The following is a 26,970-nucleotide window of genomic DNA, read 5'->3' as shown; positions in this document are numbered from 1 at the left end:
TAACGGAAGGCGACGATATGATTTGGGATTTGCGCCAATCTTATCTTGGCTGAAATTAACTATTTATTATCCAGTATCGGTCCTTATTTTTCTTAGCACCATTACTCGTAAAAATACGAGAATAGCGTTTAAAAAAATCCGAAAGCCTGACACTCATCTTCATTGAGAAGTTCGTGGCTGATCGTAAAGTTAAACTTATAGTATTTCACAGCGCTAGGTGGCGGACCAGCTATCGAGATAGACGGAGCTTGCCCCGACGTTTGGCCGCGAAATACTTACAGATCGACGAAAGCCTACACGATGCGACCATTTGATCTCGATCCCCATGCCTCGATTGCTCCAGAAGACGAGAGCGATGCGCCACCCATGATTATTGATCGTCGTCATGTCATTGCCTGGCTCACACTGGGCGGTGCGGCCCTTGCGGGCTGTGGCGGCGAGTCCGCCGGTGCTGGTGCTGCCGACACCGGAATCACAGTGGTACCAACGCCAGCGCCATTACCTACGCCAGCCCCGACCCCGACTCCGACCACAGCGCCAGAACCCGCTGTCGTTCCGCCGGCAGCCACGCCCAACGAGACTGGCACGGCGGTAGGCGCCGTATCGGTGTTTGCGCGCGGCGTTTCATTATCCACCATGGAAGGGGCGCCCGACACCCTGCCAGGCCATCTCAACGGGGAGGTCTTTGTTACGCCCGTCAGTCATTTTGCATATTACGCCAGCGTAGGTATGGATCATGTCCGGCTCGAAGCGTCATGGGAGCGCATGCAGCCGCGGATCAATGGAGAACTGGGTGAGCAGCTGCTGGATCACTACGCTGATGCCAACAATCCTCTGCGTAACACGGTCGCACTCGTAAAATATTACCTGGATACCGCGCAGAAAAACAACCTCAGGGTCATACTTGATCTGTGCCATAACTATGGCGAGCGGTATGTTGGCTATGATGGCACCTGGAGTAAAAAGTCCAAGGCGCAATTGGGATCGGCGCAGGTGCCAATCGCGGCGTTTGCCGATTACTGTGCTAAAATTGTAAAGACGTTCGGAAGTCATCCCGCTGTCGTTGGCATCGAGTTGATGAACGAACCGCATGATCTTGCCATAGGCGAAGGCGGATGGCGAACGGCCTGTCAGGCGGCAATCGACGCGATCCGGAAGATCAATACGTCCATTACCATCGTCATCGACGGATATGGTTGGGCAAGTGCCGAGTTCTGGCCAGCCCGCAATCCTACGCTGCACACGCTAAACGACCCTTCGAAAAAGATCATATGGTCTGCTCATCAGTATTTCGATGCGAGTTCGGCCGGGGTCTATGGCGGGGGAAGTGAGAAAGCGCCTGCCAATGCCAATTTAGGTGCCCAACGGATTGCACCCTTTGTCGAATGGCTTTCTAATCACGGCTTTGCAGATCGTGGTCATATGGGGGAATTCGGCGCTCCAGACCGTGATGAATGGCAACCGATCGTCGACAATTTTCTGAAAGCGGCCAGGGCGGCCGGGCTGCGTCTGACGGCGCACCAGGATATCGCGTATCCCAATGACGCCTATACGATGAACCTGTTTCCAGCGACGAACAGCGCCGGGGTGATTACCGGGCCGGATCGTCGTATCGTACGATTGATAAAGGCAAAATAAGTGCGACTGCGGGAGGCGGGATGTAAGCACCTTGCCTCCCGTTCACGAGGCCGGCGTCCCTCGCTACGGGCGTCACCAGACCGCCGGTTCTCCAGCATCCTGCAGGAATGTCGCGCAACAAGATCCATATTAGATTTGTAGACGGCCTAAAGCGTACCCGCTTACCGTTTGCGATCATGATGAACGCAACAGCATTCTCGACAACGTACGTGCGCCTTTGCACTGAAGTCGTCGGACGCGATCCCAAGCCTTTCTCGATGACGGCATTGCTTACCATCACAAAAGTTTGCTCGTTGCCACCCAGGCACGCTATCGAAACGCCGGCTTCGGCAGGGGCTTGAACAATGTAATGCTCTATAAGCATATGTACCCCTTCCTTGGCCCGCGTCGAATTATGGTTTCCGGCTGGGTTTCCCCACCCCCTCGTGCGGCTGCAATTGGCGGCGTCGCGAGCGGCTAAACAACCGGAATGCCCTATGATTACATATCCTGTCTGAGATGTCCGCGGGTATTTCGGGTAGTATAGCTGTCGAACGGCGGGTTACCTCGTCAAGATACTATCTACCGATCGCAGTACTGATATCTGTATTGCGGGGGCGATAGGTCACGGTGATCTTCAGCCAGTTGGTATACGGGGCGCGGCTATGGAGGGACGTGGATGTCGTCATTGCGGAGGATCAATTGATCTCGTGCTGGCTGACCTGGGCGATATGCCCGTAGCCAATGATTATGTTGACCCGGTTGGCGCCCCGCCTGTCGACGCCATCGTCGGTCTCAAGGTGGTCGTATGTAGCGAATGTCGGCTTGCGCAAACGATCGATCACAAAGATGCCGCTGATCTGTTCCGCGATGATTACGCGTATTTTTCCTCCACCTCGCAGGAGTGGCTGGAACATGCGAGACTCTATGTCGATAAGATGGCCGACCGGTTTGGTCTTGAGCCCGGCGCGCGGCATATCGAAATCGCGAGCAACGACGGCTATCTATTGCAGTATTCGATGGCACGCGGCCTCGCCGCTGTCGGCGTAGAGCCGTGCCGCTCGGTTGCCGACGTTGCGATCGCAAAAGGCATCGAAACGCACGTGGCCTTCTTTGGGCGGGAATATGCTCTTGAAATGGTCGAGCGCAGCGGCAAGGCCGATCTTATCACCGCGAACAATGTTTTTGCGCATGTCCCTGACGTCAATGATTTTGCGTCAGGTATATACGAGCTTCTAAATCCCGACGCGGTAGCAACGGTCGAGGTGCAGCATCTCCTCAGGCTGATGGAGCGTCTGCAATTTGATACGATTTATCACGAGCACTTTTCCTATTACTCCTTATTCGCTGCGATGCGTGTCTTTGCCACGGCAGGCTTGCGCGTATTCGATATCGAGGAACTGACGACCCATGGGGGATCGCTGCGATATCTTGTTTGCCGAGCAGATGCCGCGCATCGCACCGCGCCTGCGGTGCAAGCTCTACTCGACGAGGAACTCGCCTACGGAATCGATCGCGACGAGACCTACGCGCAATGGGCGACACGCGTGCGCGCACTGCGCGATGAATTCCGTCAAATGCTGAAGGGGCTAAAAGGAAAGGGAAAGAGCATCGCGGCCTATGGTGCGCCGGCCAAAGGCACGACGTTGCTCAACTATTGTGGCATCGGACCCGACATCATCGACTTTACCGTTGATAGGTCCGTATCGAAGCAAGGCCGGATGATCCCTGGGGTACGCATTCCGATCCGGTCGCCGAGCGCCTTTGATGATACGGATCCCGATTATGTCGTTATCCTGCCTTGGAATTTGAAAGACGAGATCGTCTCGGATAAATCTTTATGGGATGCACATCCCAACACAAAGTTCATATCGGCGATTCCTTGGCCAGCTATCTTCGTATCCTGATGCGCATTCAGAACATCATGCCAGATATAGTGCATGAAAACGGATCTCCTGATATGACCTTCAGTTCCCAACAGCTTTGGAGCGTTGATTTCTCTGTTGCGCTCGAAAACAGAACGGGTAAGTATTTTCTAGGCAAGGACATTATTGACGATAATCGATCCATGATCGCAGATGTCCGATATTGGCGTGGCGCCGAAACGTCCGGAGACAAACCTGAGAACACAATATTGCGCTATGGCCTGAAGTTAGAGAAGAGACTCTATGCGTATTCCCGATCGCTGCGAATCCCGCTGCGCAGAGCATCCCTGAGAACCTTATATCTCGATCCATTTACGGTTGTTATGTCGCAGCTAACCCCGCGCGACATTGTTCTGTGCCACGATCTTGGTCCCTTGACGCACCCCGAGTTATTTACGGACTGGTTACGCACGCTCTATGAGCGAGCGTACGAGAAGATTAGGTGCGTCCAGCCGCGCATGGTGTTCGTCTCTTTGAGCTCGCAACGCGAGTTCGAGCGGTTGGTAGGATCTGATAGTCCGAGGAGCGTGATATACCCGCACCTACGCGCGGATATTGATGATCGCGTTCAGACGCCTGTCCTGGGATTGCGCCCGCCTTTTTTCCTTACCGTGGGGAGTCTTGGACGGCGCAAAAACCAGCTCACCGCAATCCGCGCGTTTGCGCGGTCCGGACTAGCAGCTCACGGTGCGCGATACGTATTGTGCGGCGCACACGAGCCCGGCTGGGAAGCGGTCGTGGACGCCGCTGCGGCAACGGCAGGGGTCGATCTACTGCCCTATGTATCAGATGGCGAACTTTCTTGGCTCTATGCACAGGCAAAAGGGTTCGTCCTGCCTAGTCGGCTCGAAGGTTTTGGCATGCCGGTTGCCGAGGCAATCGGTCGAGGCCTGGTGCCAATCATCAGTCGAAATAGCGTGCTTGAAGAAGTCGCAGGGGAGGGGGCGAGTGTTGTCGACCCGGAAGACGAACTGGCAATAGCGCAGGAGATGATCGCCTTGTGGAACATGTCGCACGCCGAATTTTCGGCGCGATCGGCTGCGCTCTCGAAGGGCATAAGCCGATTCACGCGGGAGGCGTTTTCAAAGAGCTGGCGTTGCGAACTTACCAATGAACGCAAAGCTTCGATAGGGAACAAGGGGCAGGTGTTTCACAGCAATGGCTATTTGCCTGAATTGTTGAAGGCAACCCCGAATATCTGAAACAGATTGGCAGCTTGGCGATGGTGTGACGCGGAGGATTGCCGTCACAGGTCGAATTCTAGGGGCATTTATGGCGACATTCCCAGCTAAACCGCCCTTAGTGGTAATCGTCACTCCAGTGCTGAACGGCGAAGCGTTCTTGCAAGCCGCCATGGATTCGGTTCAGGCGCAGACATATCCAAATATCGTCCACATTGTTTTAGACAATGCCAGCACCGATGGAACGCGTGCACTACTAGAGGCATTCGATGCGCATACCGTACCGGTAAGCGTGTATCGGAACGATGCGACATTACCGATTACCGACAATTGGGACCATGCCTTTTCCTTTGTTCCAAGCGATGCTGTGTACGTAAAGTTACACTGTGCCGACGATTTGATGCATGCGACGTGTATTGCAAAGTTCGTAGACATCAGCGAGCGGCATCCCGATGTTCAGGTTGTCTCGTGCCATGACGTATACTGTGAGATGGTCAGGCGCGCAAACCTGCCGATCAACAATGGTGTCGTTGATGGTAAGGTCGCAGCTCGAATGATAATGGACAGGAGCATATGCTGGTTACCATACCAACATCTATTTGGCCGACTTGATTCGGATGATCGTGGGAAGCCGTTCTTCGGGACGCATAAGGTGGGCGCAGATCCGTATGCAATGGTGCGTATGGTACTTCGCGGATCTTTTGGTTACATTAACGAGCCACTCGTCTATACGCGACGGCATGGTCAAAACTTTTCTGATCGCCTAGCAACCGTCGGTCGTACGCCCGTGACGGCGCTTCAAATCAATATGATGCTCATAACGTACTTCGAAATCATGCTCGCGTTTGGCGAAATGTGTTGGTCTGACGAGGCGTATGTTCACGCAAAGACGTTTGCGAGGAATAATATTGCTAGAACCGCGATTAAATGGCGTCTCCAGCGATACCACCGCGCGCTACAGGATCTGACCGCGTCCTTAGAAGCCGTTGACCGCCCTCTTACCCTGGTAAATTACATCGGCGCGGTAATGAGTCTGCCAGCGTATCTTGTCTGGATCGTGAAGAAGAAGACCAAAGTTGGTCCCGCCGTCGATACCGAATACTTTCAACCGAACCGGTTCCGGGCTGACGTGATGGCGCCTCGACCGAAACCGGCGCTAATGGGGCCAGAGATCGAGCCCGCTGCCAGCTCGATTTAAGTGATCGCACCGGAGAGGGCTCGCTATTTACGATCGGGATTTTCGAGGTCGGCAACCCAGCCCGTCGTCGCCCCCCGCTGTTTTTCTGGGCGAGGCAAGATCTTAGCTTTGGGACGCACGGCGGCTTTTCCTCGCGCCTTTTCCGGGTCGATGGCTTTTGCGAACTTTACGCCCGCGGAGCTTTCTTGATCCACACGATCGCCGCGCCAACGGCCTCAAGCTGGCCGACCGCTACAAGTACGGTTGCCCCGACCTGTAAGCCTGCTGCTTGCTCGATACGCATGCCTTGAGGAGACAGATCGCGGACGCGGTGTTTTGTCGCCCCCGGTCTTCCAAAACATTCAAGCGTCGCGCTGAGGAGTACGCTTTGGCGAGGTTCGCGTTGCGCGGGCGCGTGATCGTCTACTTCAGTTCGGTCTGGACCTTCGGTCATGCCGCACAAACGGGGAAAGACGTCGGAGCCCGCAACGCCCGTGGGGTGCCGAGGGGGATACGCGCCGGTAACGGATTCATTACGGACAAGGATAACGGTCTCGGTTTAAGGGGCGGGGTGTCGCGCCGAACCTGCTTTCGGCGCTATCTGGAGGTCGGGGTGAGCAACACGGATTGAATGGCCACCAGCTCCTAGACAAGCCTAGACCGCGTTCTGTGAGACGGACGCGGAACGCGCCAAACGTTTTTACGTCGAGTATTCCGGTCGCAATGTGGCAAGGGAACATGGCAAAGGCGGCCAATGACCCTGCGTGACCAACCGTCCGCTTGGCGACGTCACCCTCCCGAGAGCCGCTAGCCGGGTTCTACCATAATTTCAGAAAGGGGAGGCGATCGCGCCTCCCCTTGTTTGGGTTCAAGCCTCTTCGGCAACCTTGGGGGCACGCGGCTTCCGCGCTGTCTTGGAAGCCTCGTCAGCGGGCTTTTGCACGGTCTGGCCAGGCTTGCGCCCCAAGCCGATGAATTTCGCCATGGTCCGACGCGCTTCCGAGTAAGACGGTGCTACCATCGGATAATCAGACTTGAGGTTGTAACGCGTGCGGTATTCTTTAGGGGTCAGCCCATTGGTCGAGAGATGGCGACGTAGCGTCTTGTATGGCTTACCATCGATCATCGATATGATGTGATCAGGCGACGAAAGCGATTTGCGCGCCGTAACAGCAGGCTCGAAGGTTTGCGTCGGCTCTTCGGCTGGTGTCGGCGCCGCTGTGCCCGACAATTGCGCTACCGCTGCATGCATCGAAATCAAGAACGCAGGGACGTCATCCGCGCTGGTTCGGGTGTTTGGATTTGCCAGCCATGCGGCGGTCAGTTCGGCAGCCAGTTAAACTGCGCTGATATCATCGCTCATCAAAATCTCATTTCTTCGTCAAGGGAGTCCGCAAGTAGATTCGATATGGATCGCTTTCAATGGTCTAGGCACTGTTGCTGCTTTGCTGATAGCGGATCCGGATGCCCTCAACGCATTCAGGTGACGTGGTGAATTTTGATATAGACGCGAGCCCCCTTAGCGGTAGGCTTTGGTCGAACATGATCACCTATTGTCCGGAGGCGTTCATCGTTCTCAACGGCCCATGCATGAAACTCGAGGTCATCGAGAATTCTACCGGCCGCTGTCTCGACAGCCTGCCGCGTCACGACAAAAATGTACCGAACCCCATCCGCGAGAGCAGGTACTGTACAGGTCTCTGCTTTGGGCATTGGGGTGTACCGGTCTGTTGCCACAACAGATACGCTGATAGACACAGCAGAGATGCAGACGGCGTTGAGCTTATGTCACAGTGCCGTCAGTACACTGGTCGTGCTCGTCGAACCTTCCGACCATGAACATCTGTGGTGTTGGCTGTCCGTTAAAATCCGGGACAGTGCAAATCTAATGTGTCTGCCGTTCAAAGTTGGTCTGTCACAGCGATAATAAGTCTATATACGGAACGTTGCGTTCTGGGCACGTTCTGACGATGCGCTGGCGCCTAGGCTCACCCCTTTCTGAGCGGGCCCCACTTCAAATGCCCATTTGCTCTTTCCGGCGTCTTTGGCGCGGTACAATGTTTGATCGGCAACGCGCAGTGTTTCCGCCACGTCTACGCCTGTCGCCGCTCCCAAACTGCAGGTAGCGCCATAGTCTGCCCGACTGAGCGCAGCCATGACGGCATCGTGGATTTTACGGCTTTTCCTTTCTGCGGATGCCGCGTCTCGAACGGCAAGGCAGAATGCAAACTCGTCCCCACCTAGGCGGGCGGTCACGTCATAGGGCCGGACGGCAGAGAGAAGGGCATCTGCCACGATACTCAGGACATCGTCTCCCGCGGCGTGCCCGTAGCGGTCGTTGATCGCCTTGAAATCGTCCACATCGATCAATCCGCACAGAAGGATTCGATTATCTCGCGCACTGGCGAGTTCCAGGCTGCCGCACTCCCTTTTGAACGCCCGACGATTGCCTAGCCCCGTCAGAGGATCGATCTGTGCGTTTGCCCGCTCCTGATCAAACGTTCGGCGGAAAGCTCCGACGAACAGAATGATGAACAGTACGCCGAAGACCCTCACGCCAACATTCCAGGCTGCGGTCGACGTCGCAACGGTCGAGGCTTGTGCGGAAGGGCCATCACCAAAGCCGTTGAGCTGCAGGGTTATAGCGACCACGATGAGGCCGAATACGAGACCGGCAATGCTGCCAAGGCACCATACGGTAAAACACAGAGGCGCCAGATATACAGCGTTCAAAGAAAGATGCGGTCCTGTCGCATCATCCACGACTAGGACTGCGCTCCACATCAAGGTCAGCCAGACTGCAGCTACGGCCTTGTTCAGATCGGTCGATCTGCGCAGCGCTGCTTCGAGTGGAGACCATTTCGCTGGCGCATTTCGACGGTCAGGATTGGAGGATGTGCTGAGGCTCGGCGCGCTTTTCAAGGACACCGTGATCTACCTGGCGGTACCAGCACATTTTCTAAATGCTGTTGGCGACAAGAAACTCTGAATCTCCTACGCATGGTCAGGTGGCCGCACTATCGCATCCGGTGGGTTCATGTGCAGATATCGGCTATTGAAGCCTCCTTGCGCTACCAACACTGCCCAATCCGGAATAGTCACGCCGCGCCTGTTGTGGACAATCAGACCATCGTTCACGAGACCTTTCAAGACCCTGTTGACATGCACAGCCGTCAAACCAAGGGTATCGGCCAGTTGCTCCTGCGTCATCGGCAGTTCGTATGCCTGACCGGGCGGCAGGCCGTGTTTGTCGAGCCTGAAAGCGAACTCGCATAGCAAATGGGCAAGGCGCGTGCGTGCGTCGCGCCGTCCGATACCAAGCATCCACTCCCGCGACATCGATAACTCGACGATCGTTGTCACAGTGAGCGCGTGTGCGACCGAAGGGCGTTCCGCCGCAAGCCGGCGCAGCGCCTCGTGGGGGATCGTCGCGATCTCACACCGTGTCAGGGCCTGCACATTAGTGTCTGCAGTGGCGAGATGCAGTTGTTGCAAATCGTAGACCTCGCCAGGGATATGGATCGAGACGATCTGGCGCAGGCCTTCCACGTTAATTTTATGGCGATAGGCGAAACCCGAAACCAACATGCCGCATTGGTCACGCGTATCGCCATCTCGAAGCAGATAACTACCGGCTTCGAAAAAGCGTGACGCGTACGGTAGTTCGAGCAGGCTGACCCGATCTTCCACCGAAATAGGCGCGTGGAGCGCAAGTTTGTCGGCCATACGAACGAGCGGACTGATGTTTGCTATGCTCATGATCGATCCCACCAAATGCAAGGCGGGATCGCGTGCACTCTCGATTTACTACAATGTTGTAAAAATATTGCGGCAAATCAACCTATCATGATTTAACAAAATCAAATATTGATATGTATAATTCGATTAATCAGAACAAGTCTTTGTTAACAGGCCAGTTAAAGTTTTGCCCTTTTATATTAAGACATATGTTTGAGTTGTCGGACTAACATATGTTTGTTATGGTAACAGATATTGACAGGCCCCTCTCCAAGCCCAGATGCTCTTGAAACTTGATCGGGATCCGTGAATGTCCGCCTTGGGAAGAATAGCGGAACGACAGCTTTGAAGCGACGGGTTGAGTAAGCGGATATTCGCTGTCGCGCCTTGGGACTTCCGCTACGCGCCCTAAATTTCGGTCCTTGAGCGCTAGCGCACCGAACGAAGAAGCTGCCATTTTGGGCTATGTCAAAGCAACTTTCTCACCTCGATCCGAGGTAACAGAGCGACCGTAATACAAGCTTAATTATATGTCGTTACGGTGGCAAAATGAATATTCCTTCGTCTTCTCATGCGCTGCCACCCGCTCGGCTTTGGCATGGCTGGCTGGACGCACTAATTGCTTGGACGACCGCGCTCTCTCGCGTCCAGGCAGGCACCCTGACGGCCGCAGCCGTTGTTGTCGTCGGGTTCGCCGATAGCGCGACCGGGAATGCCCTGTGGTTCGGCCCGATCTACCTGCTAATCGTCTGCATTCCCGCCTGGACCTTAGGGTGGCGCGAGGCCGCGTTGACCAGCGCCGCCTGCGTGGCGGTATCGCTCGCTGCGAACGGATTGGAGGCTTATCCGCTCGGTCAAACTGCGATTGCTTGGAACATGGCCATGCGGATCTTGGCGGTGACGATCATCATCGTACTGATGTCCGGCACGCGCCGCTCGCACGATCGCGAATGGAATCGCGCACGCAGCGATCCCCTGACCGGGCTCGTCAACGAGCAGGCCTTCTTTGACAACGCCGGTGCGGCCGCGAGGCATGGGGCTTGGGGCGTACTCGCCTATGTCGACCTCGATGGCTTCAAGCAGATCAACGACCGAGACGGCCATGCCGCGGGGGACGAAGCACTTCGGGCCTTCGCGAACGGGGTCCGTGATTTGATTCGATCTAGCGACGTGTTCGCCCGGATCGGTGGCGACGAATTCCTGTTGTTCTTGCCGGTCGATACAGAAGCTGAAGGCTACCGTCGCGCCAAGACACTGCATTTGCAGATGAACTGCATGCAGACGCCGTTCGCGCTGGGCTGCAGCATGGGCGCCCTGGTGTTGAACCTTAGTAAAACCGGTGTCGACAAAGCTCAGGTCGGAGTTGCCGATCAATTGATGTATCAGGCCAAAAACGAGGGCGGCGCCATCTGGATTCGTACTCTCGACGCGCGGGAAGGCGACGAATGGACGGCCCGCGCCACAGCTCGGACACACAGCGGCATGGTGAACCTTATTCCAGTCCCAACTGTCCTGCACTGACCTCCGAGCTGAATGTCAATTTGCGGATGACATTGAGCGTGAGCGGGCCTGCCGCGTCTGCCGGGAAATAACATAGGAAGCCTGCGTTAAGAGCGGCTCCGTTCACGACATATGGCCGTTCCCGATGCTTAGACTCTTGCTTGAACTCCTGTCCGACCAACATGAACACATGGCAGGTTTCGGGACATGCCCGGGGCCGGCCTGAACGTCCGGGTGTGGGCGGTTTCCGCCAAGGTATCGGCATCTGTGAACCGGGGTGCAAGCGAGCTTGGAAACGTCAGAAATCCTCATTGCGCTGGAGGGCTCCTCCGCCGCCAAAACCTGCTTTGCCTAACGATCATTTAGCGCATACCCCGGGTATGTTCGCCCAGTGCTGCATATATCCCGGCCTGATCGAGATGGCAGCAGCGCTCTTCCATTGAGGTCGAACGAGCGGCAGCCTCTAATTCTGCAGTAGCAAGCACTTCGTAGTCGCGTATCGCTGGGGGTATAACATCCTAGAATCCGGTCATTAAACAAATGCGGAGCCCGTATTTCACAGCGACCGAAACACAACCATTATGACCGTAATGTTGACGCAGATTGAGGTGTTTCGATCAAAAAGGCCTGTTCTAAATTGAGCAGGTCTAATCGATCAAGGCTCTCCGTAGAGACGCGAGGTAACAAAGGCATTTTGCCAAATTGCCCGTAATATCGGGTCTTCATATTCGTCGTATGGACAGTGGTCCAGGCTTCCCGATGGCTCTTTACCCGCCGCGATCCCGTCGTCGCGCGCCTGTTCAGACCCGCTGAATGTACCCTGCATTACGACTCCCAACGGATTCACCCGACTTCGGGGCTACCGCCTTTCTGGCTTATGTTCGCTTCCGAAGAAACAACTCAAATCATCTTGCCGAGGTCGGTTGGCTCGCGTGCCTATTTGCAGAACTCTGTCAGCGGGATCGCCTGTTGACCGGGTCGGTGACGGGTAAGCGCCCTTGCAGCAGATAGAGAGTGACGCACGTTAGTCTGTGTAACTTTGCGTCCCGCCTGCTTCGCTTGCCCCGCCAAGACGTCCCATTCCATCGCGTCGAGCCCGCGGCGCTCACACTTGTTCCGCAAGACATAGGCTCGACCGAACGGGCGCAGTTCCTTGGGATCGAACCGGTTATCCACCGGCTTGTCGGCAAGCCATTACGCACCAAATCGTTCGGTAATGGTCTCGGGCTCTCCGTCGAACCAAAACGGGCGCCATCGTTAGCAACTGCCAAAGGCCGATCGCCGATAGCATACGACAAAGGCGAAGCACTCGTTCGAATGCCTCGCCTTTAAATTTGGCAGCCTCGCACGAAACGAGGACGTGTCAGCCGATCAGTTAGGGCTGGAGTCGTCGTCGCCACCGCTAGCAACGACCGCAACCACTGCCACCAGGGCAACAACGCCAAGCAGCGGCAGAAGGAATGGCGCACCGGCAATGTCGTTCTTCCGTTTCACCGAAGCCCCAATGCGCGTCGGCGATCCCGCAGCACCAACCATCTTTACGCTGTCAAAGCTGACGGCTTGTGGACGTGCCGGAGCTGCATACGCCGCACCAATAAACGCCTGGCTAGCGATCGCCGCTCCAAGAATGATCTTTTTGAACATGTTTCTCGACCCTTGAAAGCGGCGCCTACGCGCCTGTAAATCGGCTACTCAAAGCCGATAGAAGGTCAGGTACACGCATCCGTCAATAATGTCTCCCGGTTCATATCACCCGCCCTATTTGGGTCGATCCCCATTACGCCCGGTGCCCGAAAGAGGAGCACCCTTGCAGTTGGAAGACGCATCGCTCACCCGAAACGAACGCCATTTTCTAGTGCGGTGATCCCGTATCATTGCGATGCCGCACCTTGAGCACTCGGCTCGCCAATCCGCGGTGTCGTGCCAGATTTTGGCCTTCCGCTGGCGATGGCCAATAAGCGCACACAGTATTTTCATCGCGTTGGCCACCCCAGTCTTCAGTCCTGCCGGTATGTGAGCTTTTTCCGACGCTTGTCCTTCGACAGCCACATCGTTGCCCACCAAATACCTGCTTCTCGCTTGTGGCGCTGCTGGCGGCGTTCGGACCTTTGTCGACGTGCGCGCGATTTTGAGATTGACCGTGCGCCGATCGACATCGCCGCCACCGCAGGAACGATCGCCAGGAACTCAAACATGCAACGCCCCAAATCAGCAGATTCCGTACCGCGTATAGGCTTCACGTCACGTCCGGCGAGGATTGCTTCCTTACATCTGTCCCATAAGAAGACTTGATGTCACGCAGGCATTCGGAGGCCGCGCGGGGACGAAAGCCCGCTGCGAACGACCGATCGCCCTCGGGCATTGCAGCCAGAGCATCGGCCATAAGCGCGGCTACGATCGGCAGTTCTGAACCAACCGCTTTCGAGCACTATCTCCGTGTAGCCTGAAGATTAGGCAACAGGGCAGGGGAGTAGCGGGATATCACACCCTCTAGCGCGGATCGGTGAAACGCTTGGGCCCCGTCCGCGCCAGGTCCCGCAGTGGCCGTGACATCTATCGACGTGCATGACCTAATTGATTTTTGATGGATGTTTTCGATCAAGAACAACATTTTGCCGGTATGCCGGATGGTTAAATTCATCTTTAACGTCTTGAATGACGTTAAGACGACCGCGGACAAGGAAAGGTGGGATCTTTCCAATGTTCGGGCAGCGTATCAGCACGCGCGGAAGGTAATCGTGGAGGTTATGACCGAATAACTGCAAGAGCAGGACAGCGCCATCCATCTCCCGGTGCTTATTGAGTATGCTGATCATATGAGGGTCGCGAACATAAAGTCCGTGACCACAATCGTTGAATCGACCAACACGTTCGTTGCGTGACCAAAAATCCCGGCTGATCAGCTATGGCGCTGATCGCTTAGTTTGCCCGCTCTCCAGCAGTTGGGCTGACATTGCCACTTGTCAGGCAGACACCAAATCGGCTTCACTGCTGGTGAGGTCGAGCGGCTAAGGCGTTTTGTGTGCACACGGTAATCTTCGGCAGCCTCGCGTGTTGGGCGGCGTCCCTCCTGATTTTCGCCATGTCGTTTCTCGGGGTGAAGACCAGTCGCCGGATACGCATCTGGTTCATGGGCGACGATTAACTCAGCGTCGATCGATCGCGGTCCTCCAGATGATGAACGAGAACGGAGCCTGTATCCGGATCCGGTTCTGAGCGGGTACCGACCCTAACCCGATTACTGATGTTCCAAAACGCGCCCTTCCCCGACAAATGCCGGCGGCACAGCAACTACGACCTGCACGCCTTGTACCAGACGAAGAAGTCCGAGTTTGAAACCTAGCGAAGACGCCTTGATTGGACAGCCAACCTAACCTATTATCTGCACGTCGTTAGCCCCCTTTCGACAGCGTACCTTCGGGCGACTTCGGTCGCCCTTTTTTGTGCGCTAGCCTGTAGCTTGGCTTACGCGCTTCATCCGGACGAAGACGGGCAAGAGGTCGGGGCCTGAGGCAGAGCGGTATAGCGAGTTGGCAACGGTTACCCCTCGGTTCGTACCGCTGCGGGGCTAAGCACTCTCACGCCCCCCGCCAGTTCGCGGTCGCTCTGTAAGCAATCGGAGGACTCGCTGGAGCACTACCCACCGGATTATGCCGGTGAAGGGCCAGCGTGCGGCGCTTGAGCGATGCCTCCGCGTCACTAGAGCGGTTTCTCGCCGGGCTGAATCATAAGGGAATTCCTGTCGCCGCGGTTTTCTGATGCAGCCCCCATGCCGGTGCTGGAGGCCGGGATGCATGGCGCGGGCATTGTCGGTGGATCTTCGGACAGGGTAGTTGCGGCAATAGAGAGTGGTGTATCGCGTCGGCAGGCGGCGGTTCGGTGTCAGCGCCGCAAGCGCAGTCCGGTGACTGCAGCTTGGAAAGCAGTACGGACATCGGCGCACCAGCAACGAAGGTGGTGATCGACGTTCCAGAAGGATTCCTACCTGTGTTGACACGCCGCTCACCGACACCCGTGCTCAGGCGAAGCAGTCGAATACGTAACCTTCACTTTCGTTCAGTGTCCCGTAGAAGGGTGCACCTGCTGAGGCGCAGAGGAACTGGTATGAAAACGCGACCGCTAAAACACTCGGGAAGTCCAGAGGTCGGTACGCCGCAAGCGTCCGTCGGTCCGGCGTCCAGCCAGACAACCGCCTCGACGATAGCGCACAAGTATCGGCGCGCACTGAAGAACGGCACCGGCGCTACCCTGACGTTCCTCGAACTGCAGTTGCTCGCACGTCTTGGCGCTCTGGATCTCGTGACTCGTGCAGAAAATGCGGAGCTCATGAACTGGCAAGAGATTCTAGCCGGTTCGTCGTCTGGGCCCCCTAGCCCGCCCACCGCTGTGGTCGGAAGCCCCCCAGCATCTGCCAGCGTGCCGCAAAATCAGGCGACAGACGATCAAGCCTATATAAAAGCGCTCGGCCTTGCGACCTAGAAACCGCGATCCACGCGCTCGTCGGGGCCAAACGTGCCATGAGGCTTTCGACCACGCATTCGTCGAAACCAAACGGGCCATGAGGCTCCTAAATCAGCAAGGACGCCTAGGTCCTGCCTAAACACGCGAACGCTACCTCGCCAATGTCGCTAGCGTGTTGATAAGGCCAGGAATGGGTGGTGGGCGATGACGGGCTCGAACCGCCGACATTCTCGGTGTAAACGAGACGCTCTACCAACTGAGCTAATCGCCCCCTCTCGGGTGGATCTCCGATGCCAAACCCCGGCGACGCGGGCAAGCTAAAAGGGTTTGGCGGTCATACAATTCGCAGTGATGCGCGATCACGTGATTGAACGTGCCGCTCCCTGACATTCGGCACGGTTAAGGTGTTTTCCACAAACCTACGAGTGCCCACTAAACCAAAGTGCTTGACGTCGACTTTCTAACATGTCGAATAGTCGACATGTTGGCCATATGCCTTGAAAGCCGAACGGCGGCTTTGGGAACAGATAGGCAATAAGCTACCATCACCGTCCAGTGCCGAAACCGGAACCATCTAGCGATGCGGACTTATCCGGCTGTCGTGCTGCACTGATCGTAGCGTGCCGAGTGATGCCCGCAATCTGGAATGCGCACACCGAAGCCTAATGGCTACGAATGGGCGATAAGCGGAATGGCCGGAAGAAGAGGTTAGCTGCCGTTCGTCGTTAGTGATGTGCTGAGTCGATGACCGACCGTTATGAGCCCGTTTCCGACTTTTTGAAGGCGGTAGTCGCCGATGAAGTGCCGCTTTCAGGCTCGGACTTTGCTGACGCGACATGCGGCAACTCATCACAATGACGTGGACGATGACCCATCTAACCGCGATTGGGCGACGATGCTTCTTGCGTCGGAGGGCGCAGATACACCAGAAATTCGCGAGGCATTGCTATCGGCCGCGAACGACAAAAACGACGTCGTGAGAGCAGAGACGCTCGTCGGTATTGCAAGGCGCGATCAAGATCTGGCGCTACCGCTCGTCCTGAAAGCGTTGTCTGGCGAATGGGCGGGCATTCCCCTTTTTGGCTTCTGTGCATTATTCGGACACAGATTCACGGTAGTGCTCCCAGGCCAGAAGTTCGACAGGAACGCCCACCTTCGGCCGTTCGCATGTCGATGCAGGTCGCCCGATAGTTACCCTTCGTTCAACTTGATCGGTACGAATCGCATACGGAGTTTCTGAGAGTCTGCGCTCGATGGCTAACCGACATCGTATGGGTAGCCTTACACAGGTTGCGATGCGGCGTAATATCACGGGTAAATGACCGCCCGTTGGCGTTTCGACATAACCGGGCGATGCAGCGCTATTTCGTAAACCTGATCGAACACGGTCTCCGGATCACAGACGATGACGGATTTCTTGCTTCGGGACTGGAGGTCGCTCGGCAAATGGCAGTCGCTGGCGCCCGCGAAATGATGGCAGCTGATATCTTACTCGGCAAGTTGTGCCTATCGACGTCGATCGAGATATTGGACCAGAATCGGGACGTCTTGGAGCAGCTGCAATTCAAGGATTTAATTCGCGTATCTGGTAGCTAATCGCGGAATTTATTGCCGATCGCATGGCTTTTACCGCGTCACGTTTTCCCTCAGCTGAAGCCCTGGCACCGTTCATAGCTTCAAGCTCAACCAAGGTTAGCGGCCGGGCTAAGATTCGTTCGAAGTAGGCTTGAACCTTACTGGGCTTCATTCTGAAAGAATAACAAAATTCAAAACCAATTATATATCCTATGTTAATACGGACTTAAATTACCTAGCGGCAACAACCGGCTATATGCCATTTAATTGCCTTAATCCTCCCCACTCCGATTCGCTGCCCATTCCGCTCTCGCCCAGAGTCAGCCATTAAGGCTGTGTCTAATCGATGCCCAAAGCGATCGTTTGTTCAGTCTGGGCGAGGGTGCAAGAAAAGCTCGATCGGAACCACAACGGATCCGATTATCAATAGCGTGACCCCTTTGCTCAGTCCCAAAGCCGCACCAGCGATGCCGAGAATAGCCGCCAACATGTAAATCGCCCATCGAAGCCGCCTCATCTACCCTGGCCACCAATGGCGAGCCACCGCAAACGCAACACCAGCTATGCAAGCAACACCAATCGCGACCCGTCGATCGAACCGCCCTTCACCAAGCAGCAGGGTGTCTGGGGTGACCGCGTTGCCATCGACGCCAGTTCCTTGAGAAATAGCTTTTGCGAACATGGGCCACACATTGCGCGAAGCCCCGTGATCAAGTGGCAACGCCGTTTGGAGTGCTGCGTAAACGTCGCCAACTGTGACCCAGTGCGCCGATCCGGTGTAATCCAGCTTCACTGCGAACTGCCGTTCGACTTCCGCAATAGCGGCAATCTCGTCGCCGTCGCCACCGAGGCCCAAACTTCGGGGAGGTTGGTTTGCGGATTTTGCCATTCCCGGTGTTAAGCCGCTTCGTCAAATCATGCCAATGTCTGTTATTACCTCCTGCTCGCCCGAAAGCTGCCAGACTACTTACCTTCCCAATCCGGACATTCCGAAATTCGATCCCTCGCGAGAAAGTCGGATCGTACCGGAACGCCCAATTGTGGACATCCGCGGTTTTCTACAAGGTGAGGAAGCTTTGCAGGAGTCGGTCGTGGAATTTTGGGCGTCGAGCGAGATTTACGGACCAGCCGATCAAGCGAGCGAGGCGGTGCGACGTGTAATCGAACCCTTATTGAATCATCAATTGAGAAACTCTCGCTTCGCCGCTGTTGAGCTTCTCCTGCGTTACATTCCTGTCATCATGCCGACTGAAATGCTTGATCGCTATCCTTCGCGCTCGAAGGCACGAATCAAACAGCGAGTTTTAGATTGCTCCCCGCAACTCCATTATGAAACATTCGTCAGCGGAGAGTTCGGTGACCAAGTGGATGCGTACGTAGGCGGCATACGAACCACATCTTCCTTATTGACGAAGTTTGGCGTCTCACCTGTTGAAATCGAGGAATTTGAACATTTGCTCGCAGCGGTGGCAACTACGGCAAAATCCATGAAGGTATGACCGCTTTCCTCCCAACCCAGACATTCCCGAAATTGGATCCTTTTCGAGAAAGTGACAGCCCCGCAATGTCGGCTATTGCCACCCGCCTTCCCGAAAGCTGCCGTTCCGCTTTCCTTCCCATTCCAGCCATTCCTCTTATGCTGCCCAACCTCAGACGTTAAAGATTCGTGGGCATATTCTTCATCCTATCGTTTAGCGGGCTATGAAAGCTCGTCCCAATGCGCATCTCTTGCGGAAATACTCTCGACCCGGGAAACCTCAAGTGCTGGAGACCGTCCGCCTCCCTGCCAAGTTAACGTGCCAATCAAGACGGCTTTTCTGGGACCGGCGGTTGCAGTGAATACGTTATTCCACGCAGTTGTACGAAAGACAGACTGGACATATAATTGAACCTGCCCACGGGTCTTACATTTACGGCTGCTTGCCATGACGACGCCATGGCTACTAAGATCGATAATAAATCCTTCTACGCGTAGTTGTTTTCCGATCCATACGGTCGGGTTTGCTGCAACGCGACAGACGTCGATTTTGGAAAGGTTTGTGGGGGCTGCCGTCGACAGCGCCGGAATCATCAGGACTGTTAGGACGAGAGCTAAGCGAAGCTTCATATTGGGTATGATGGATCGCAAACACGATTGCCGCAATGTCTGCTTTGCTAGGGCAGCCTTTCGAATCAGCCGGTCCGCTTCCTTCCCATCCCGGACATTCGTTGATGCAAAAATCGAAAGTTTTGCATCAATCGAGGCACGGCTCAACCCGATTGCGGATGCAACTTAGCTGGTCGATGATGCCCTATGAGCGACGACAATTTCAGCTGGTTGGCCCAATGGTATCTGACTCAATGTGACGACGATTGGGAGCACTCTTACGGTGTGAAGATCGACACACTCGATAATCCCGGCTGGACGCTAAAGATCGACCTAACCGACACCGCGCTAGACGGCCAAGCCTTTGAGCGCGTGATGCACGGTGAGCCGAGCGGCGACTTGGAGGAGTGGCGACGCACGGGAAGTTGGTGGGTGGCGTCCGTGCAAGGTAGCGCATTCGAGGCCTCTTGCGGTCCGCTCGACTTGTCAGCAGCCATAGGTGTTTTTCGCCGATGGGCTGAGCAAATCTAACATGGTCGAGATTTTGGGACAGAGCTACGCAATCACAGTCGGCAGCGATATCCAGCGCGACGGCATGTATTTAGAGGTTGAGGACGCTGCGAAAGCGGTCCTCGCCGAGGTGTTCTATAGCGACCGCGACAATAGAATGACGTTCACCGGCTACCGCGCCGACCTGCCGCTGCCTCTAGTCGAATGGCTGATCTTTCATGCGAAGGAACGGCTAACGCCTGCGAGCGAGGGCGGCGGTTAGCCGCCGGGCCCAGCCATCTGATGCAAAACTCACGGATTTCGCATCAACGCAAAACAGCAGGAAACCCAGGGGCCCAGCGATACAAAATATTGATGCATCTAGAATACCCGTTCAGTGGCCGATTTCTTGGGGTGTGGCCTCCAAAGCGGACGGTCGGCTTTCCTTCCCGACCCGGACATTTATTTGCTCCGCCCCTCGTGACCGACTAGTGAGAAAGTCGACCACATCATGGTTGCCACACGCTCGGCAGCGGCAGCATCGATCGCGTGTCCGCTGCGGTCGAGCTTGAGAAGGTGGACATTGCTGGGAAGCGACGGTGCGGTCTGAAGAACCTCGATGCCGACACGTTGATCGGTCGCGCCATAAGCGATCAGCGTTGGCGTGAGGTTTTTTCCGGTCAGGTAGGTAAGCAGGCTTTTTGTACGAGCTTCGGCCGGGAAATATGCCTCGAACAGGTCCATACTCGAAACCGCCGTATACTTGCCAACAGGCTGGTGGGGCGAGTCCTTGACCGGCCCCGCGGCTGTAGATGAGCGGCCCGGACGTATCCAAAGAGGAGTAAATTGTTGCCCGGAAGTGCGAGCGAGACGCCTAAAATTCTGAACTGCGTGGTCTGGGCTATAAACTAATGGGACGATCAGCGCTAATCCATTCACACTAATAGTGTCTTTCCCGAAAATTGCCTTTGCAGCGATGTACCCGCCCAAGCTCTCGCCCATTACAATAAGCTTGGAGTGCGGACTTGCTCGGCGCAGCTTCGCGACGATCTCGACGATTTCTCTTACGGCGTGATCAAGATCTGGGGCGGGGTAGCTCGATCGATGCCTCGTACCCGAATAAGCGGGCTTCACTACTATCGCACCACGTTGAACTAAGGCTTCTTGGATAGAGTCGTTCAAACCGGGGGATATGTCACCGGCCGGCCCTCCAACAAGGTCGAGAACCAGCACAGGCGGTGTGATCGGCGCGGATAGCCTCTTTGCGTAGCCGATTACGGGGATGCGATTGCCGTCAACGTTCATTGACCCGAGAAAGCTGTGAATCCCGACCGCAGATGCGCTGTCCCATACCACGCAGCCGGCCCCAGGCGCCTCGACCAGCGCGACAGCGTTGACCGGTCTGCCGGCAGTACGTGAGACACTATAATCGCAAGGATTGAGGCCGAGCCGCCTTCCTATCTCATCAAGATAACCAACCGGTAGCTTTGTCGCTGCCGTGACGGATGCCGGGGCGTCGGGCAGCGGCGAAGGAGCGACGAAATCGGGCGGTCGAGGTGGACTATCCTGCGCAATTGCCCCGACTGCGCTTGCAAGGAGCAGCAAAGCGACTGCGCGGCCCATCCGTCTGGGCCAGGAGGCGACCTTCAAGACGCCGGACACGTCATGGCCGCGCCTCATGGCTGAACGGCTTGCTGACGGTATGCAGCGACGATGCGCGAGACAGTGGGTTCGCTGACGCCGTAGAGCCTTGCCATCTCAGCGCCGGATTTGCGGCCGGAAACCACAGACTCGGCGATCTCGCGACGCTGTTTGTCGGCAAGCTTGCGCCGGCGCCCGCCGATCCTCCCCTCCGCACGGGCCTGGGCAAGACCGGCGCTGGTGCGCTCGCGGATCATGGCGCGCTCGAACTCTGCAAAGCTGCCGACCATCTGCATCATCATGCGCCCCGCGGCCGTGGTGGTGTCGATCGCTTCGGTTAACGAGCGGAAGCCCGCGCCTGCAATTTCGATCCGCTCCATGATGTGCAGCATGTCCTTCAGGCTGCGCGACAACCGGTCCAGCTTCCAGACAACCACCACGTCGCCGTCCCGCAACTGGCCGATCATCTCCAGAAGTTTCGGTCGATCCCACCGCCCGCCGCTGGCGGTTTCTTCGAACACCCGCTTGCAGCCGGCCGCATCGAGAGCGCGTCGCTGGGCCGTATTCGATTGGTCGTCGCCCTTCGACACACGGGCATAGCCGATAAGATAGGGTTCGCGGGTCATCCTGCGTCTTTCACAAACGGCCGTATCCGGAGGCAGAAACAGGAGTGACGGGTTTCCGCCGCCTTCCGCCTTTCACAATCCTCTTTCATTAAGCGAGTAAAAGGCAAGAGGTTTTTGAAGGATCAAACATGCCCGCACGCATTCCAATGACCGAGCGGCAGCGCGCCGCACTGCTGGCGCTAGCTGCGCGTGCGCGAGTCACAGGAGAAAGGGGGCCGTTAGGTGCTTGGCGATCTGAGAGAGATGCGCTCGAGGATGCGCGTTGTGATTGCACCTCCGCGTTCGCCGCCGCAATTCGTAAGCGCCGCGTACCCACGACCGAATTTCCGGTCGATAACCGCGCTCGCAAACCATAGGGTGTTCGACCCATCGTGACTTAGTCTACTGGCCAGAGACTCGGGTGGTCCGTCAAGGCTCCAGCCTCCAGCATAACTTAAGTCCGGCGCGGCTGGGGTAAGTAAATGGTTTAGGGTCGTTGAACGAAAAAGAGGCGGTCGGTCACCTAAGTAATTCGCCAGAAATTGCGCGTAACCCGAGGCGCTTATGTGCACGCCGCCGGATGGCCATAGCACCGACGGATTGTCGGCCTCACCAAGAGACGGGTCAATGGGTTTTAATATGCTACCTTTAGCTTCCCGCCCCCACGGTCCCGTTCGTGGGGGGGGCCCAAAACCCGCTTCGGCAATACGCAATGTTGCGAAGACTTCGGCCTGCATCGCCTCCTCCCAACTAACGTTGGCCGTCTCCTCAACAGCCGCACCCACCAATACGTAGTTCAGATTGCCGTAGCGGTAGACACCCCGCCTTTCCGGCGGAGCACCGCTAAGGATGCGCTTGACCAAATCGCGCCGTTGTTCACGAGCAGGTTTCCCATCGGCGCGCCGCGCATCCAACCACCGGCCATCAACGAAAGTGTCGGTTAACCCTGCTGAATGACTCAATAGTTCCTCGACACGTATGTCGGCCCATGCCGGATGCGATGCGATTGCCGGAAAGAGACTAGCTACGCTTGCGCCCCATCGACACCGCCCGACATCAACCATGCGAGCGTATAATGCGGCCGTCATCGCCTTTGTATTGGAGCCGATGTGCCAGCGGAACGACGGGTCGAGAACTGCACCATCTTCGCCCTGTGAGATAATTCCCGACACGCCAGCTTCCGAGCATGTCACGCCCACGGCTCCACTGGGCGTGGCGCCTGCCCCACGCACCGCGCCTGACAAAGCGACCCCCGCTGCACCTACGAGAAAGCTACGTCTTCTCAATTGCCTTTTGCCCTATCGAAGCCGGAGTTAATGCGGATTATTAAAGCACGGAATTAACATGCGATATGACTAACTCTTGCTGCTCGCGACAAATCTATCGCGGGACAGTTGCTCGGACGATCGCACCGAAAGCCGTCCGGGGCGTCTCCTTTCCCAAAATTCGTCCCCAATTCGTCTTCTTGAAATGGACTTTTGGAGACGGACAGCCAGAAACGGGGGCGCTTAACGAATGACCGTTATCGGAAACCCTCATTGCTTGTCGGAATGTCCGGGTTTGGGCGTAAGCGAATGACGGGAATGGGAAGGAAAGCGGACTGGCTGCTTTCGGGTGCGACCTTCGGGAAAGCGATCGTTGCTGTCGCGGTGTGAAATTGGGTTTACAAGCGGACGAGGCGGTCCCGAGCATCGCAAAGCGCTTTTATAAGATCGTCCAATCGGACAGTCCGAAACGGCTGATTGCGGTAATACGCGAAATCTTCTCGTGCTTTGGAAAACGCGCCTTCTTCGTCCAACAAGTTGAACAACGATACGCAAAAATCGCCTGCACTTTCATCGCTCACGATAAAGCCAATTTTCCTGTCAAGATCGCCTTCGGCAATTAGCCGATCCCATTCGTTGGCTGATCCTACCGATACATCCACGCTTCGATCCTTTTTGATCGTTAACTGTCGAGCCACCCAAGACGCTCAACATTAACGGAGGGGCTGCCCATGTGGCGAATGAACGAGTCTCGTAACGCATCAATATGCGGCTGCCATTTGGGAAGGTCGTCGTTCGGATCGACACCATCGGCCGCGAATAGCCAGCCGACGAATTGGTCGGCTGTTACGCTTCCATTCGCCGGTAGGAAATCGGTAACGTGCATTCGGCGTTCATCGAGGACCGATCCGCACCAACCACGCTCGACGCAAACCTCGTGCATCAAGGCATCGAATGGGTCTCGATCCGTCATGCGAAGACGCTGAACGAACTACTGCTTTTGGGCAAGCGCTTCCCGGTTCTTGACGGCAACTTTTGGGCGTTCTTGCCCGAGCCGGCATTCTCGCGAGGGATGCTTTCGGGAAAACTAGATAAGTCGACTGGTATCGCCGGCGCTCACCTAATCACGCCAAATCGGACGCGAGCGGTTAGATCGAGGATCACAATTCCGTCCCATAGAGGCGCGTTGCCAAGCACTCCATCGGTCGGGACTGGCCAATCTGCAAAACTTTTCGGGGCATCCGGGTTAGTAAAGACAGTGATCGCTCCGAGCGGCAAATCTCCCATTGTCACAGGCGACGCGGCAGGAGCGCCGGCGAGTGTGAAAGGCTTGCCCCAAGCTGTTCCTTGAATCGTAGAGGGTGCAGCGGCAGTGGTCGTGCGCCCGGTAATGCGCTTCCAAGCAGCGAGGTCGACGTGGAGTGGCATCTCGCTTGACCCGGTATCGAATACGATTGTGTCGCTCGTAAACGCACCGGTCCTGATCGGCACATGGAACTTGGCGTTACGGAGCATTGCACGGACGAACGTTGCCTTTTGCAGCGGCGCGGGCAGGTCGCCCTCGGCAAACAGACAAAAGCGCTGGCCCGGGTAATCGATAACGGCGACCCGGCCCATCAGCGCCGGCAGCCCGAGCGTCCCGCGCAAGCTAGCATCCTCCTCCATGTCGGGGTTAACATAGACTTCAGGCCGGTCGAGCGTCGCACCGGCAAGCTCGAAGGCTTTGGCGCGGAACGTCTCGCTACCTTTTGCTGCCCATCCGGCTTTGATCGGGAAAGCGCCGTAGAGGCTGGTCACGTTGGCGCCGGTGTCGAGTTGCAGAGGAATGGACCGGCCGTTGATGCGTACCGGTACGCTGATGCCACCGCGTGGAGACCCCTTGTCGTTCGCGAGCCAGGAGAAGGCGACGCACTGACGCTTGCCGTTAAGGCTGGCGGCACCTTGGGCCAAGGTCAATCTCGGCGAGGTCACCGCCGGGGGCGCTGCTGACGCGCTAAGCGGCAACGCAATCATCACAAGGGTAAGCAGCGTGCGCGATTTGGTGAGCATCAGACTTTTCCTCGGCATGGCGGTCGGCGTTGGCGACCGCCAGTTAACGAGCAATAGCCCGATAGCGCGCTTTTACGAGACGTCCTGATCGGTAATCTGTCCACAACCGCAGCCGCCTTCGCAATTTGAGAAATCGTAGCCAGTCCCAAAATTCGATCGAATTTTGGGACTGTTCAGCGGCGGTGAGCATTCCAATGGTTTGATACTACGAGCTTGATTTAATGGTTGCCCGATCGGTTATCCGCGCTCGGCGCTGGCGGATTTTCCACGGCACCGCGACCATTACAAACACCATCAATCCTACAAAAATCCAAATCTGATCGGTCATGCCTTGCAACCACGCGATGCAAATGACGCAAGGTACTGCGATTATCGGTGTAATCTTGGTAGACCACCAAAGGATCGCCCCCCACCCTGGCCGATCCCAGACGCTCTTGTCGAAGTTGAGCAGTATGATCGTTGCCAGAACTTTCGTACCCAGCGTTACGGCTACGATCCAACTCAAAAGGTCGAGTAGCGTAGAAAAGCCAAACGTCATCATTGAAGGATGATGCAACGGCGGGAGCCGAGTAACAAGGCGTCAGCATTGTCTGTCGGTATGCGCCGTCGCTCTCTCCTTCCCAAAACCGAACGGCAGGCGAGACAGCGCGGGCGTTCCCGGAATCGATCCTTTTGGGAAAGTCGGCTATCGTGCGGCGCCGTGAATTATTTTGACTGTGGCAGGCGTGCGATTATCTCATCGAAGGTGGCAATGTCATAGCGTTGCCCGGCTGTCCTCCCGACAGACAGATTCGCTGGCAGACCAAACTGGACGCGCCCGGGCAGCACCACGTCGAGCGCCGCGTACCATTCGAGCAGCGCGGGACGCAGCCGCGCATGAATATCGAAATTGCGCCTGCGCCGCCTTGGATCGGCAATCGCCTGTCGCCGTGCCGCCTCTACATCGGTATCTGCGACGAGATAGCGATCAGCGAAACCGATCCGGCCATCGGCGATCGTTTGGCGAGTTGCGGCGAGTTCGAGCGACCAGTCGCGTTCGGACGCCTCGCCGATCCGCCATAGGCACCAGACATAATGCAGCTTGAGCGGGTCGGTATCGCATAGCGCGTGGCCCGTTGAATGCTCCACAGCCAAGGCCGCCTGCCATCGATCGATATTGCGCTCAGCCCAGAATGCAGCCGCCCCTGCTGGATCGGCGACACGATCTGGCGCTGCGGCAAGTCTGCCGTTCTCTGGAACGACATGCGAACCGCCATGCCGGGCGCACCAGGTGCTTTTACCGCTCGCGCTGATACCTTCGACGACGACGATCATGACAGCATCCTATCGCCGCATGCGGCGACCGCTGCCAAGCGGTGATTCCCAGTTAAGCATCCCTCGCGAGAAAGCCGGATCATACCGGAACGCCCAATTGCGTACATCCGGGTATTTCCACAAGGTAAGGAAGCTTTGCAGGAGTCGGTCGTGGAATTTTGGGCGTCGAGCGAGATTTACGGACCAGCCGATCAAGCGAGCGAGGCGGTGCGACGTGTAATCGAACCTTTATTGAATCATCAATTGAGAGACTCTCGCTTCGCCGCTGTTGAGCTTCTCCTGCGTTACATTCCTGTCATCATGCCGACTGAAATGCTTGATCGCTATCCTTCGCGCTCGAAGGCAGG

Annotated in this window: 25 protein-coding genes and 1 tRNA gene; 10 read left to right on the top strand and 16 right to left on the bottom strand. The window is 56.4% G+C overall.

Features of this window, described 5'->3' with window-relative positions; genetic code table 11:
• The first annotated feature begins 300 nt into the window (after positions 1-300).
• The 4 genes from C8J25_RS17830 (at position 301) to C8J25_RS17815 (ending at position 5,921) form a co-directional block, all read left to right on the top strand.
• The gene (locus C8J25_RS17830) at positions 301-1,638 is read left to right on the top strand and encodes a glycoside hydrolase family 5 protein (RefSeq protein WP_107955717.1); all 1,338 of its coding nucleotides are present in this window, start codon (positions 301-303) and stop codon (positions 1,636-1,638) included.
• Positions 1,639-2,282: 644 nt separating this feature from the next.
• The gene (locus C8J25_RS17825) at positions 2,283-3,524 is read left to right on the top strand and encodes a class I SAM-dependent methyltransferase (RefSeq protein WP_107955716.1); all 1,242 of its coding nucleotides are present in this window, start codon (positions 2,283-2,285) and stop codon (positions 3,522-3,524) included.
• Positions 3,500-4,744: a glycosyltransferase gene (locus tag C8J25_RS17820; RefSeq protein WP_167397749.1), complete on the top strand. Its 1,245-nt coding sequence runs from the start codon at positions 3,500-3,502 to the stop codon at positions 4,742-4,744. Before C8J25_RS17825 ends, C8J25_RS17820 begins: the two co-directional genes overlap by 25 nt.
• Before the next feature lie 70 nt (positions 4,745-4,814).
• Entirely contained in the window at positions 4,815-5,921 is a 1,107-nt protein-coding gene (locus C8J25_RS17815; protein WP_107955714.1) for a glycosyltransferase family A protein, read from the top strand.
• Positions 5,922-6,087: 166 nt separating this feature from the next.
• Here the strand turns inward: C8J25_RS17815 and C8J25_RS21410 are convergent, their stop codons facing one another.
• The 4 genes from C8J25_RS21410 to C8J25_RS17795 form a co-directional block, all read right to left on the bottom strand.
• Positions 6,088-6,354, bottom strand: coding sequence for a PilZ domain-containing protein (locus C8J25_RS21410; protein ID WP_425275481.1), 267 nt, complete (start codon positions 6,352-6,354; stop codon positions 6,088-6,090).
• Between the two features lie 414 nt (positions 6,355-6,768).
• Positions 6,769-7,236, bottom strand: a complete 468-nt coding sequence (locus tag C8J25_RS17805) for a Ros/MucR family transcriptional regulator (protein WP_244187199.1) — start codon at positions 7,234-7,236, stop codon at positions 6,769-6,771.
• A gap of 596 nt (positions 7,237-7,832) precedes the next feature.
• On the bottom strand, positions 7,833-8,822 hold the full coding sequence (locus tag C8J25_RS17800; RefSeq protein WP_146173379.1) for a GGDEF domain-containing protein: 990 nt from the start codon (positions 8,820-8,822) through the stop codon (positions 7,833-7,835).
• Positions 8,823-8,894: 72 nt separating this feature from the next.
• Positions 8,895-9,659 (bottom strand): Crp/Fnr family transcriptional regulator, encoded by a 765-nt coding sequence (locus tag C8J25_RS17795; RefSeq protein WP_107955711.1) that lies wholly within the window; start codon positions 9,657-9,659, stop codon positions 8,895-8,897.
• A 528-nt stretch (positions 9,660-10,187) separates the two neighbouring features.
• On the opposite strand from C8J25_RS17795, the gene C8J25_RS17790 reads away from it, so the two are divergent.
• Positions 10,188-11,159 (top strand): GGDEF domain-containing protein, encoded by a 972-nt coding sequence (locus C8J25_RS17790; protein WP_107955710.1) that lies wholly within the window; start codon positions 10,188-10,190, stop codon positions 11,157-11,159.
• A gap of 1,350 nt (positions 11,160-12,509) precedes the next feature.
• On the opposite strand, the gene C8J25_RS17785 is transcribed toward C8J25_RS17790, so the two are convergent.
• The 4 genes from C8J25_RS17785 to C8J25_RS17780 all read right to left on the bottom strand — a co-directional run bounded on the left by C8J25_RS17785 (position 12,510) and on the right by C8J25_RS17780 (position 15,870).
• Positions 12,510-12,782, bottom strand: a complete 273-nt coding sequence (locus tag C8J25_RS17785) for a hypothetical protein (RefSeq protein ID WP_107955709.1) — start codon at positions 12,780-12,782, stop codon at positions 12,510-12,512.
• Between the two features lie 353 nt (positions 12,783-13,135).
• Positions 13,136-13,333, bottom strand: a complete 198-nt coding sequence (locus C8J25_RS20380) for a hypothetical protein (RefSeq protein ID WP_146173378.1) — start codon at positions 13,331-13,333, stop codon at positions 13,136-13,138.
• Between the two features lie 375 nt (positions 13,334-13,708).
• Positions 13,709-13,954 carry a hypothetical protein gene (locus C8J25_RS20960; protein ID WP_208622633.1) on the bottom strand — a complete coding sequence of 82 codons (246 nt, stop codon included), beginning with the start codon at positions 13,952-13,954 and terminating at the stop codon, positions 13,709-13,711.
• A gap of 1,840 nt (positions 13,955-15,794) precedes the next feature.
• Positions 15,795-15,870, bottom strand: a tRNA-Val gene (locus tag C8J25_RS17780).
• A 1,082-nt stretch (positions 15,871-16,952) separates the two neighbouring features.
• Here C8J25_RS17780 and C8J25_RS17770 point away from each other — a divergent pair.
• Positions 16,953-17,195 carry a DUF6894 family protein gene (locus C8J25_RS17770; RefSeq protein WP_107955708.1) on the top strand — a complete coding sequence of 81 codons (243 nt, stop codon included), beginning with the start codon at positions 16,953-16,955 and terminating at the stop codon, positions 17,193-17,195.
• A gap of 496 nt (positions 17,196-17,691) precedes the next feature.
• Here the strand turns inward: C8J25_RS17770 and C8J25_RS20375 are convergent, their stop codons facing one another.
• Positions 17,692-18,063, bottom strand: coding sequence for a hypothetical protein (locus tag C8J25_RS20375; protein WP_146173377.1), 372 nt, complete (start codon positions 18,061-18,063; stop codon positions 17,692-17,694).
• Positions 18,064-18,097: 34 nt separating this feature from the next.
• On the opposite strand from C8J25_RS20375, the gene C8J25_RS20370 reads away from it, so the two are divergent.
• The 3 genes from C8J25_RS20370 to C8J25_RS17760 all read left to right on the top strand — a co-directional run bounded on the left by C8J25_RS20370 (position 18,098) and on the right by C8J25_RS17760 (position 20,032).
• On the top strand, positions 18,098-18,673 hold the full coding sequence (locus C8J25_RS20370) for a hypothetical protein (RefSeq protein WP_146173376.1): 576 nt from the start codon (positions 18,098-18,100) through the stop codon (positions 18,671-18,673).
• A gap of 794 nt (positions 18,674-19,467) precedes the next feature.
• A complete protein-coding gene (locus C8J25_RS17765; protein ID WP_107955707.1) occupies positions 19,468-19,791 on the top strand; it encodes an immunity 53 family protein in 324 nt (107 codons plus the stop codon).
• A 1-nt stretch (position 19,792) separates the two neighbouring features.
• The gene (locus tag C8J25_RS17760) at positions 19,793-20,032 is read left to right on the top strand and encodes a hypothetical protein (RefSeq protein ID WP_107955706.1); all 240 of its coding nucleotides are present in this window, start codon (positions 19,793-19,795) and stop codon (positions 20,030-20,032) included.
• A 179-nt stretch (positions 20,033-20,211) separates the two neighbouring features.
• Here C8J25_RS17760 and C8J25_RS17755 read toward each other — a convergent pair whose 3' ends face one another.
• The 7 genes from C8J25_RS17755 to C8J25_RS17720 all read right to left on the bottom strand — a co-directional run bounded on the left by C8J25_RS17755 (position 20,212) and on the right by C8J25_RS17720 (position 26,623).
• Positions 20,212-21,054: an alpha/beta fold hydrolase gene (locus tag C8J25_RS17755; RefSeq protein WP_167397748.1), complete on the bottom strand. Its 843-nt coding sequence runs from the start codon at positions 21,052-21,054 to the stop codon at positions 20,212-20,214.
• 371 nt (positions 21,055-21,425) lie between these two features.
• Positions 21,426-22,016, bottom strand: coding sequence for a recombinase family protein (locus C8J25_RS17750; RefSeq protein WP_107955704.1), 591 nt, complete (start codon positions 22,014-22,016; stop codon positions 21,426-21,428).
• Positions 22,017-22,234: 218 nt separating this feature from the next.
• The gene (locus tag C8J25_RS21405; RefSeq protein ID WP_425275482.1) at positions 22,235-23,227 is read right to left on the bottom strand and encodes a serine hydrolase domain-containing protein; all 993 of its coding nucleotides are present in this window, start codon (positions 23,225-23,227) and stop codon (positions 22,235-22,237) included.
• Positions 23,228-23,658: 431 nt separating this feature from the next.
• Positions 23,659-23,922 (bottom strand): hypothetical protein, encoded by a 264-nt coding sequence (locus C8J25_RS20365; RefSeq protein ID WP_146173375.1) that lies wholly within the window; start codon positions 23,920-23,922, stop codon positions 23,659-23,661.
• A gap of 20 nt (positions 23,923-23,942) precedes the next feature.
• A complete protein-coding gene (locus tag C8J25_RS17735; protein WP_146173374.1) occupies positions 23,943-24,146 on the bottom strand; it encodes a hypothetical protein in 204 nt (67 codons plus the stop codon).
• 230 nt (positions 24,147-24,376) lie between these two features.
• Positions 24,377-25,309, bottom strand: a complete 933-nt coding sequence (locus C8J25_RS17730) for a pepsin/retropepsin-like aspartic protease family protein (RefSeq protein ID WP_146173373.1) — start codon at positions 25,307-25,309, stop codon at positions 24,377-24,379.
• A gap of 705 nt (positions 25,310-26,014) precedes the next feature.
• Positions 26,015-26,623 (bottom strand): hypothetical protein, encoded by a 609-nt coding sequence (locus C8J25_RS17720; protein ID WP_107955698.1) that lies wholly within the window; start codon positions 26,621-26,623, stop codon positions 26,015-26,017.
• Between the two features lie 150 nt (positions 26,624-26,773).
• Here C8J25_RS17720 and C8J25_RS20955 point away from each other — a divergent pair.
• Positions 26,774-26,970 (top strand): hypothetical protein (locus C8J25_RS20955; protein WP_208622632.1); only part of this gene is annotated, 197 nt, incomplete at its 3' end.

This window comes from Sphingomonas faeni, assembly GCF_003053745.1.
Lineage (GTDB): Bacteria > Pseudomonadota > Alphaproteobacteria > Sphingomonadales > Sphingomonadaceae > Sphingomonas > Sphingomonas faeni.
Note: the sequence above shows the minus strand (reverse complement) of the source record. Positions and strands in the feature narration are given on the sequence as shown.

Coding starts and splice junctions, on each gene's coding strand:
- C8J25_RS17830 (WP_107955717.1), top strand. CDS start 301: ATGCGACCATTTGATCTCGATCCCCATGCCTCGATTGCTCCAGAAGAC.
- C8J25_RS17825 (WP_107955716.1), top strand. CDS start 2,283: ATGGAGGGACGTGGATGTCGTCATTGCGGAGGATCAATTGATCTCGTG.
- C8J25_RS17815 (WP_107955714.1), top strand. CDS start 4,815: ATGGCGACATTCCCAGCTAAACCGCCCTTAGTGGTAATCGTCACTCCA.
- C8J25_RS21410 (WP_425275481.1), bottom strand. CDS start 6,354: ATGACCGAAGGTCCAGACCGAACTGAAGTAGACGATCACGCGCCCGCG.
- C8J25_RS17795 (WP_107955711.1), bottom strand. CDS start 9,659: ATGAGCATAGCAAACATCAGTCCGCTCGTTCGTATGGCCGACAAACTT.
- C8J25_RS17790 (WP_107955710.1), top strand. CDS start 10,188: ATGAATATTCCTTCGTCTTCTCATGCGCTGCCACCCGCTCGGCTTTGG.
- C8J25_RS17785 (WP_107955709.1), bottom strand. CDS start 12,782: ATGTTCAAAAAGATCATTCTTGGAGCGGCGATCGCTAGCCAGGCGTTT.
- C8J25_RS20380 (WP_146173378.1), bottom strand. CDS start 13,333: ATGTTTGAGTTCCTGGCGATCGTTCCTGCGGTGGCGGCGATGTCGATC.
- C8J25_RS20960 (WP_208622633.1), bottom strand. CDS start 13,954: ATGATCAGCATACTCAATAAGCACCGGGAGATGGATGGCGCTGTCCTG.
- C8J25_RS17770 (WP_107955708.1), top strand. CDS start 16,953: ATGCAGCGCTATTTCGTAAACCTGATCGAACACGGTCTCCGGATCACA.
- C8J25_RS20375 (WP_146173377.1), bottom strand. CDS start 18,063: ATGGCAAAATCCGCAAACCAACCTCCCCGAAGTTTGGGCCTCGGTGGC.
- C8J25_RS20370 (WP_146173376.1), top strand. CDS start 18,098: ATGTCTGTTATTACCTCCTGCTCGCCCGAAAGCTGCCAGACTACTTAC.
- C8J25_RS17765 (WP_107955707.1), top strand. CDS start 19,468: ATGAGCGACGACAATTTCAGCTGGTTGGCCCAATGGTATCTGACTCAA.
- C8J25_RS17760 (WP_107955706.1), top strand. CDS start 19,793: ATGGTCGAGATTTTGGGACAGAGCTACGCAATCACAGTCGGCAGCGAT.
- C8J25_RS17755 (WP_167397748.1), bottom strand. CDS start 21,054: ATGAACGTTGACGGCAATCGCATCCCCGTAATCGGCTACGCAAAGAGG.
- C8J25_RS17750 (WP_107955704.1), bottom strand. CDS start 22,016: ATGACCCGCGAACCCTATCTTATCGGCTATGCCCGTGTGTCGAAGGGC.
- C8J25_RS17735 (WP_146173374.1), bottom strand. CDS start 24,146: ATGCACGTTACCGATTTCCTACCGGCGAATGGAAGCGTAACAGCCGAC.
- C8J25_RS17730 (WP_146173373.1), bottom strand. CDS start 25,309: ATGCTCACCAAATCGCGCACGCTGCTTACCCTTGTGATGATTGCGTTG.
- C8J25_RS17720 (WP_107955698.1), bottom strand. CDS start 26,623: ATGATCGTCGTCGTCGAAGGTATCAGCGCGAGCGGTAAAAGCACCTGG.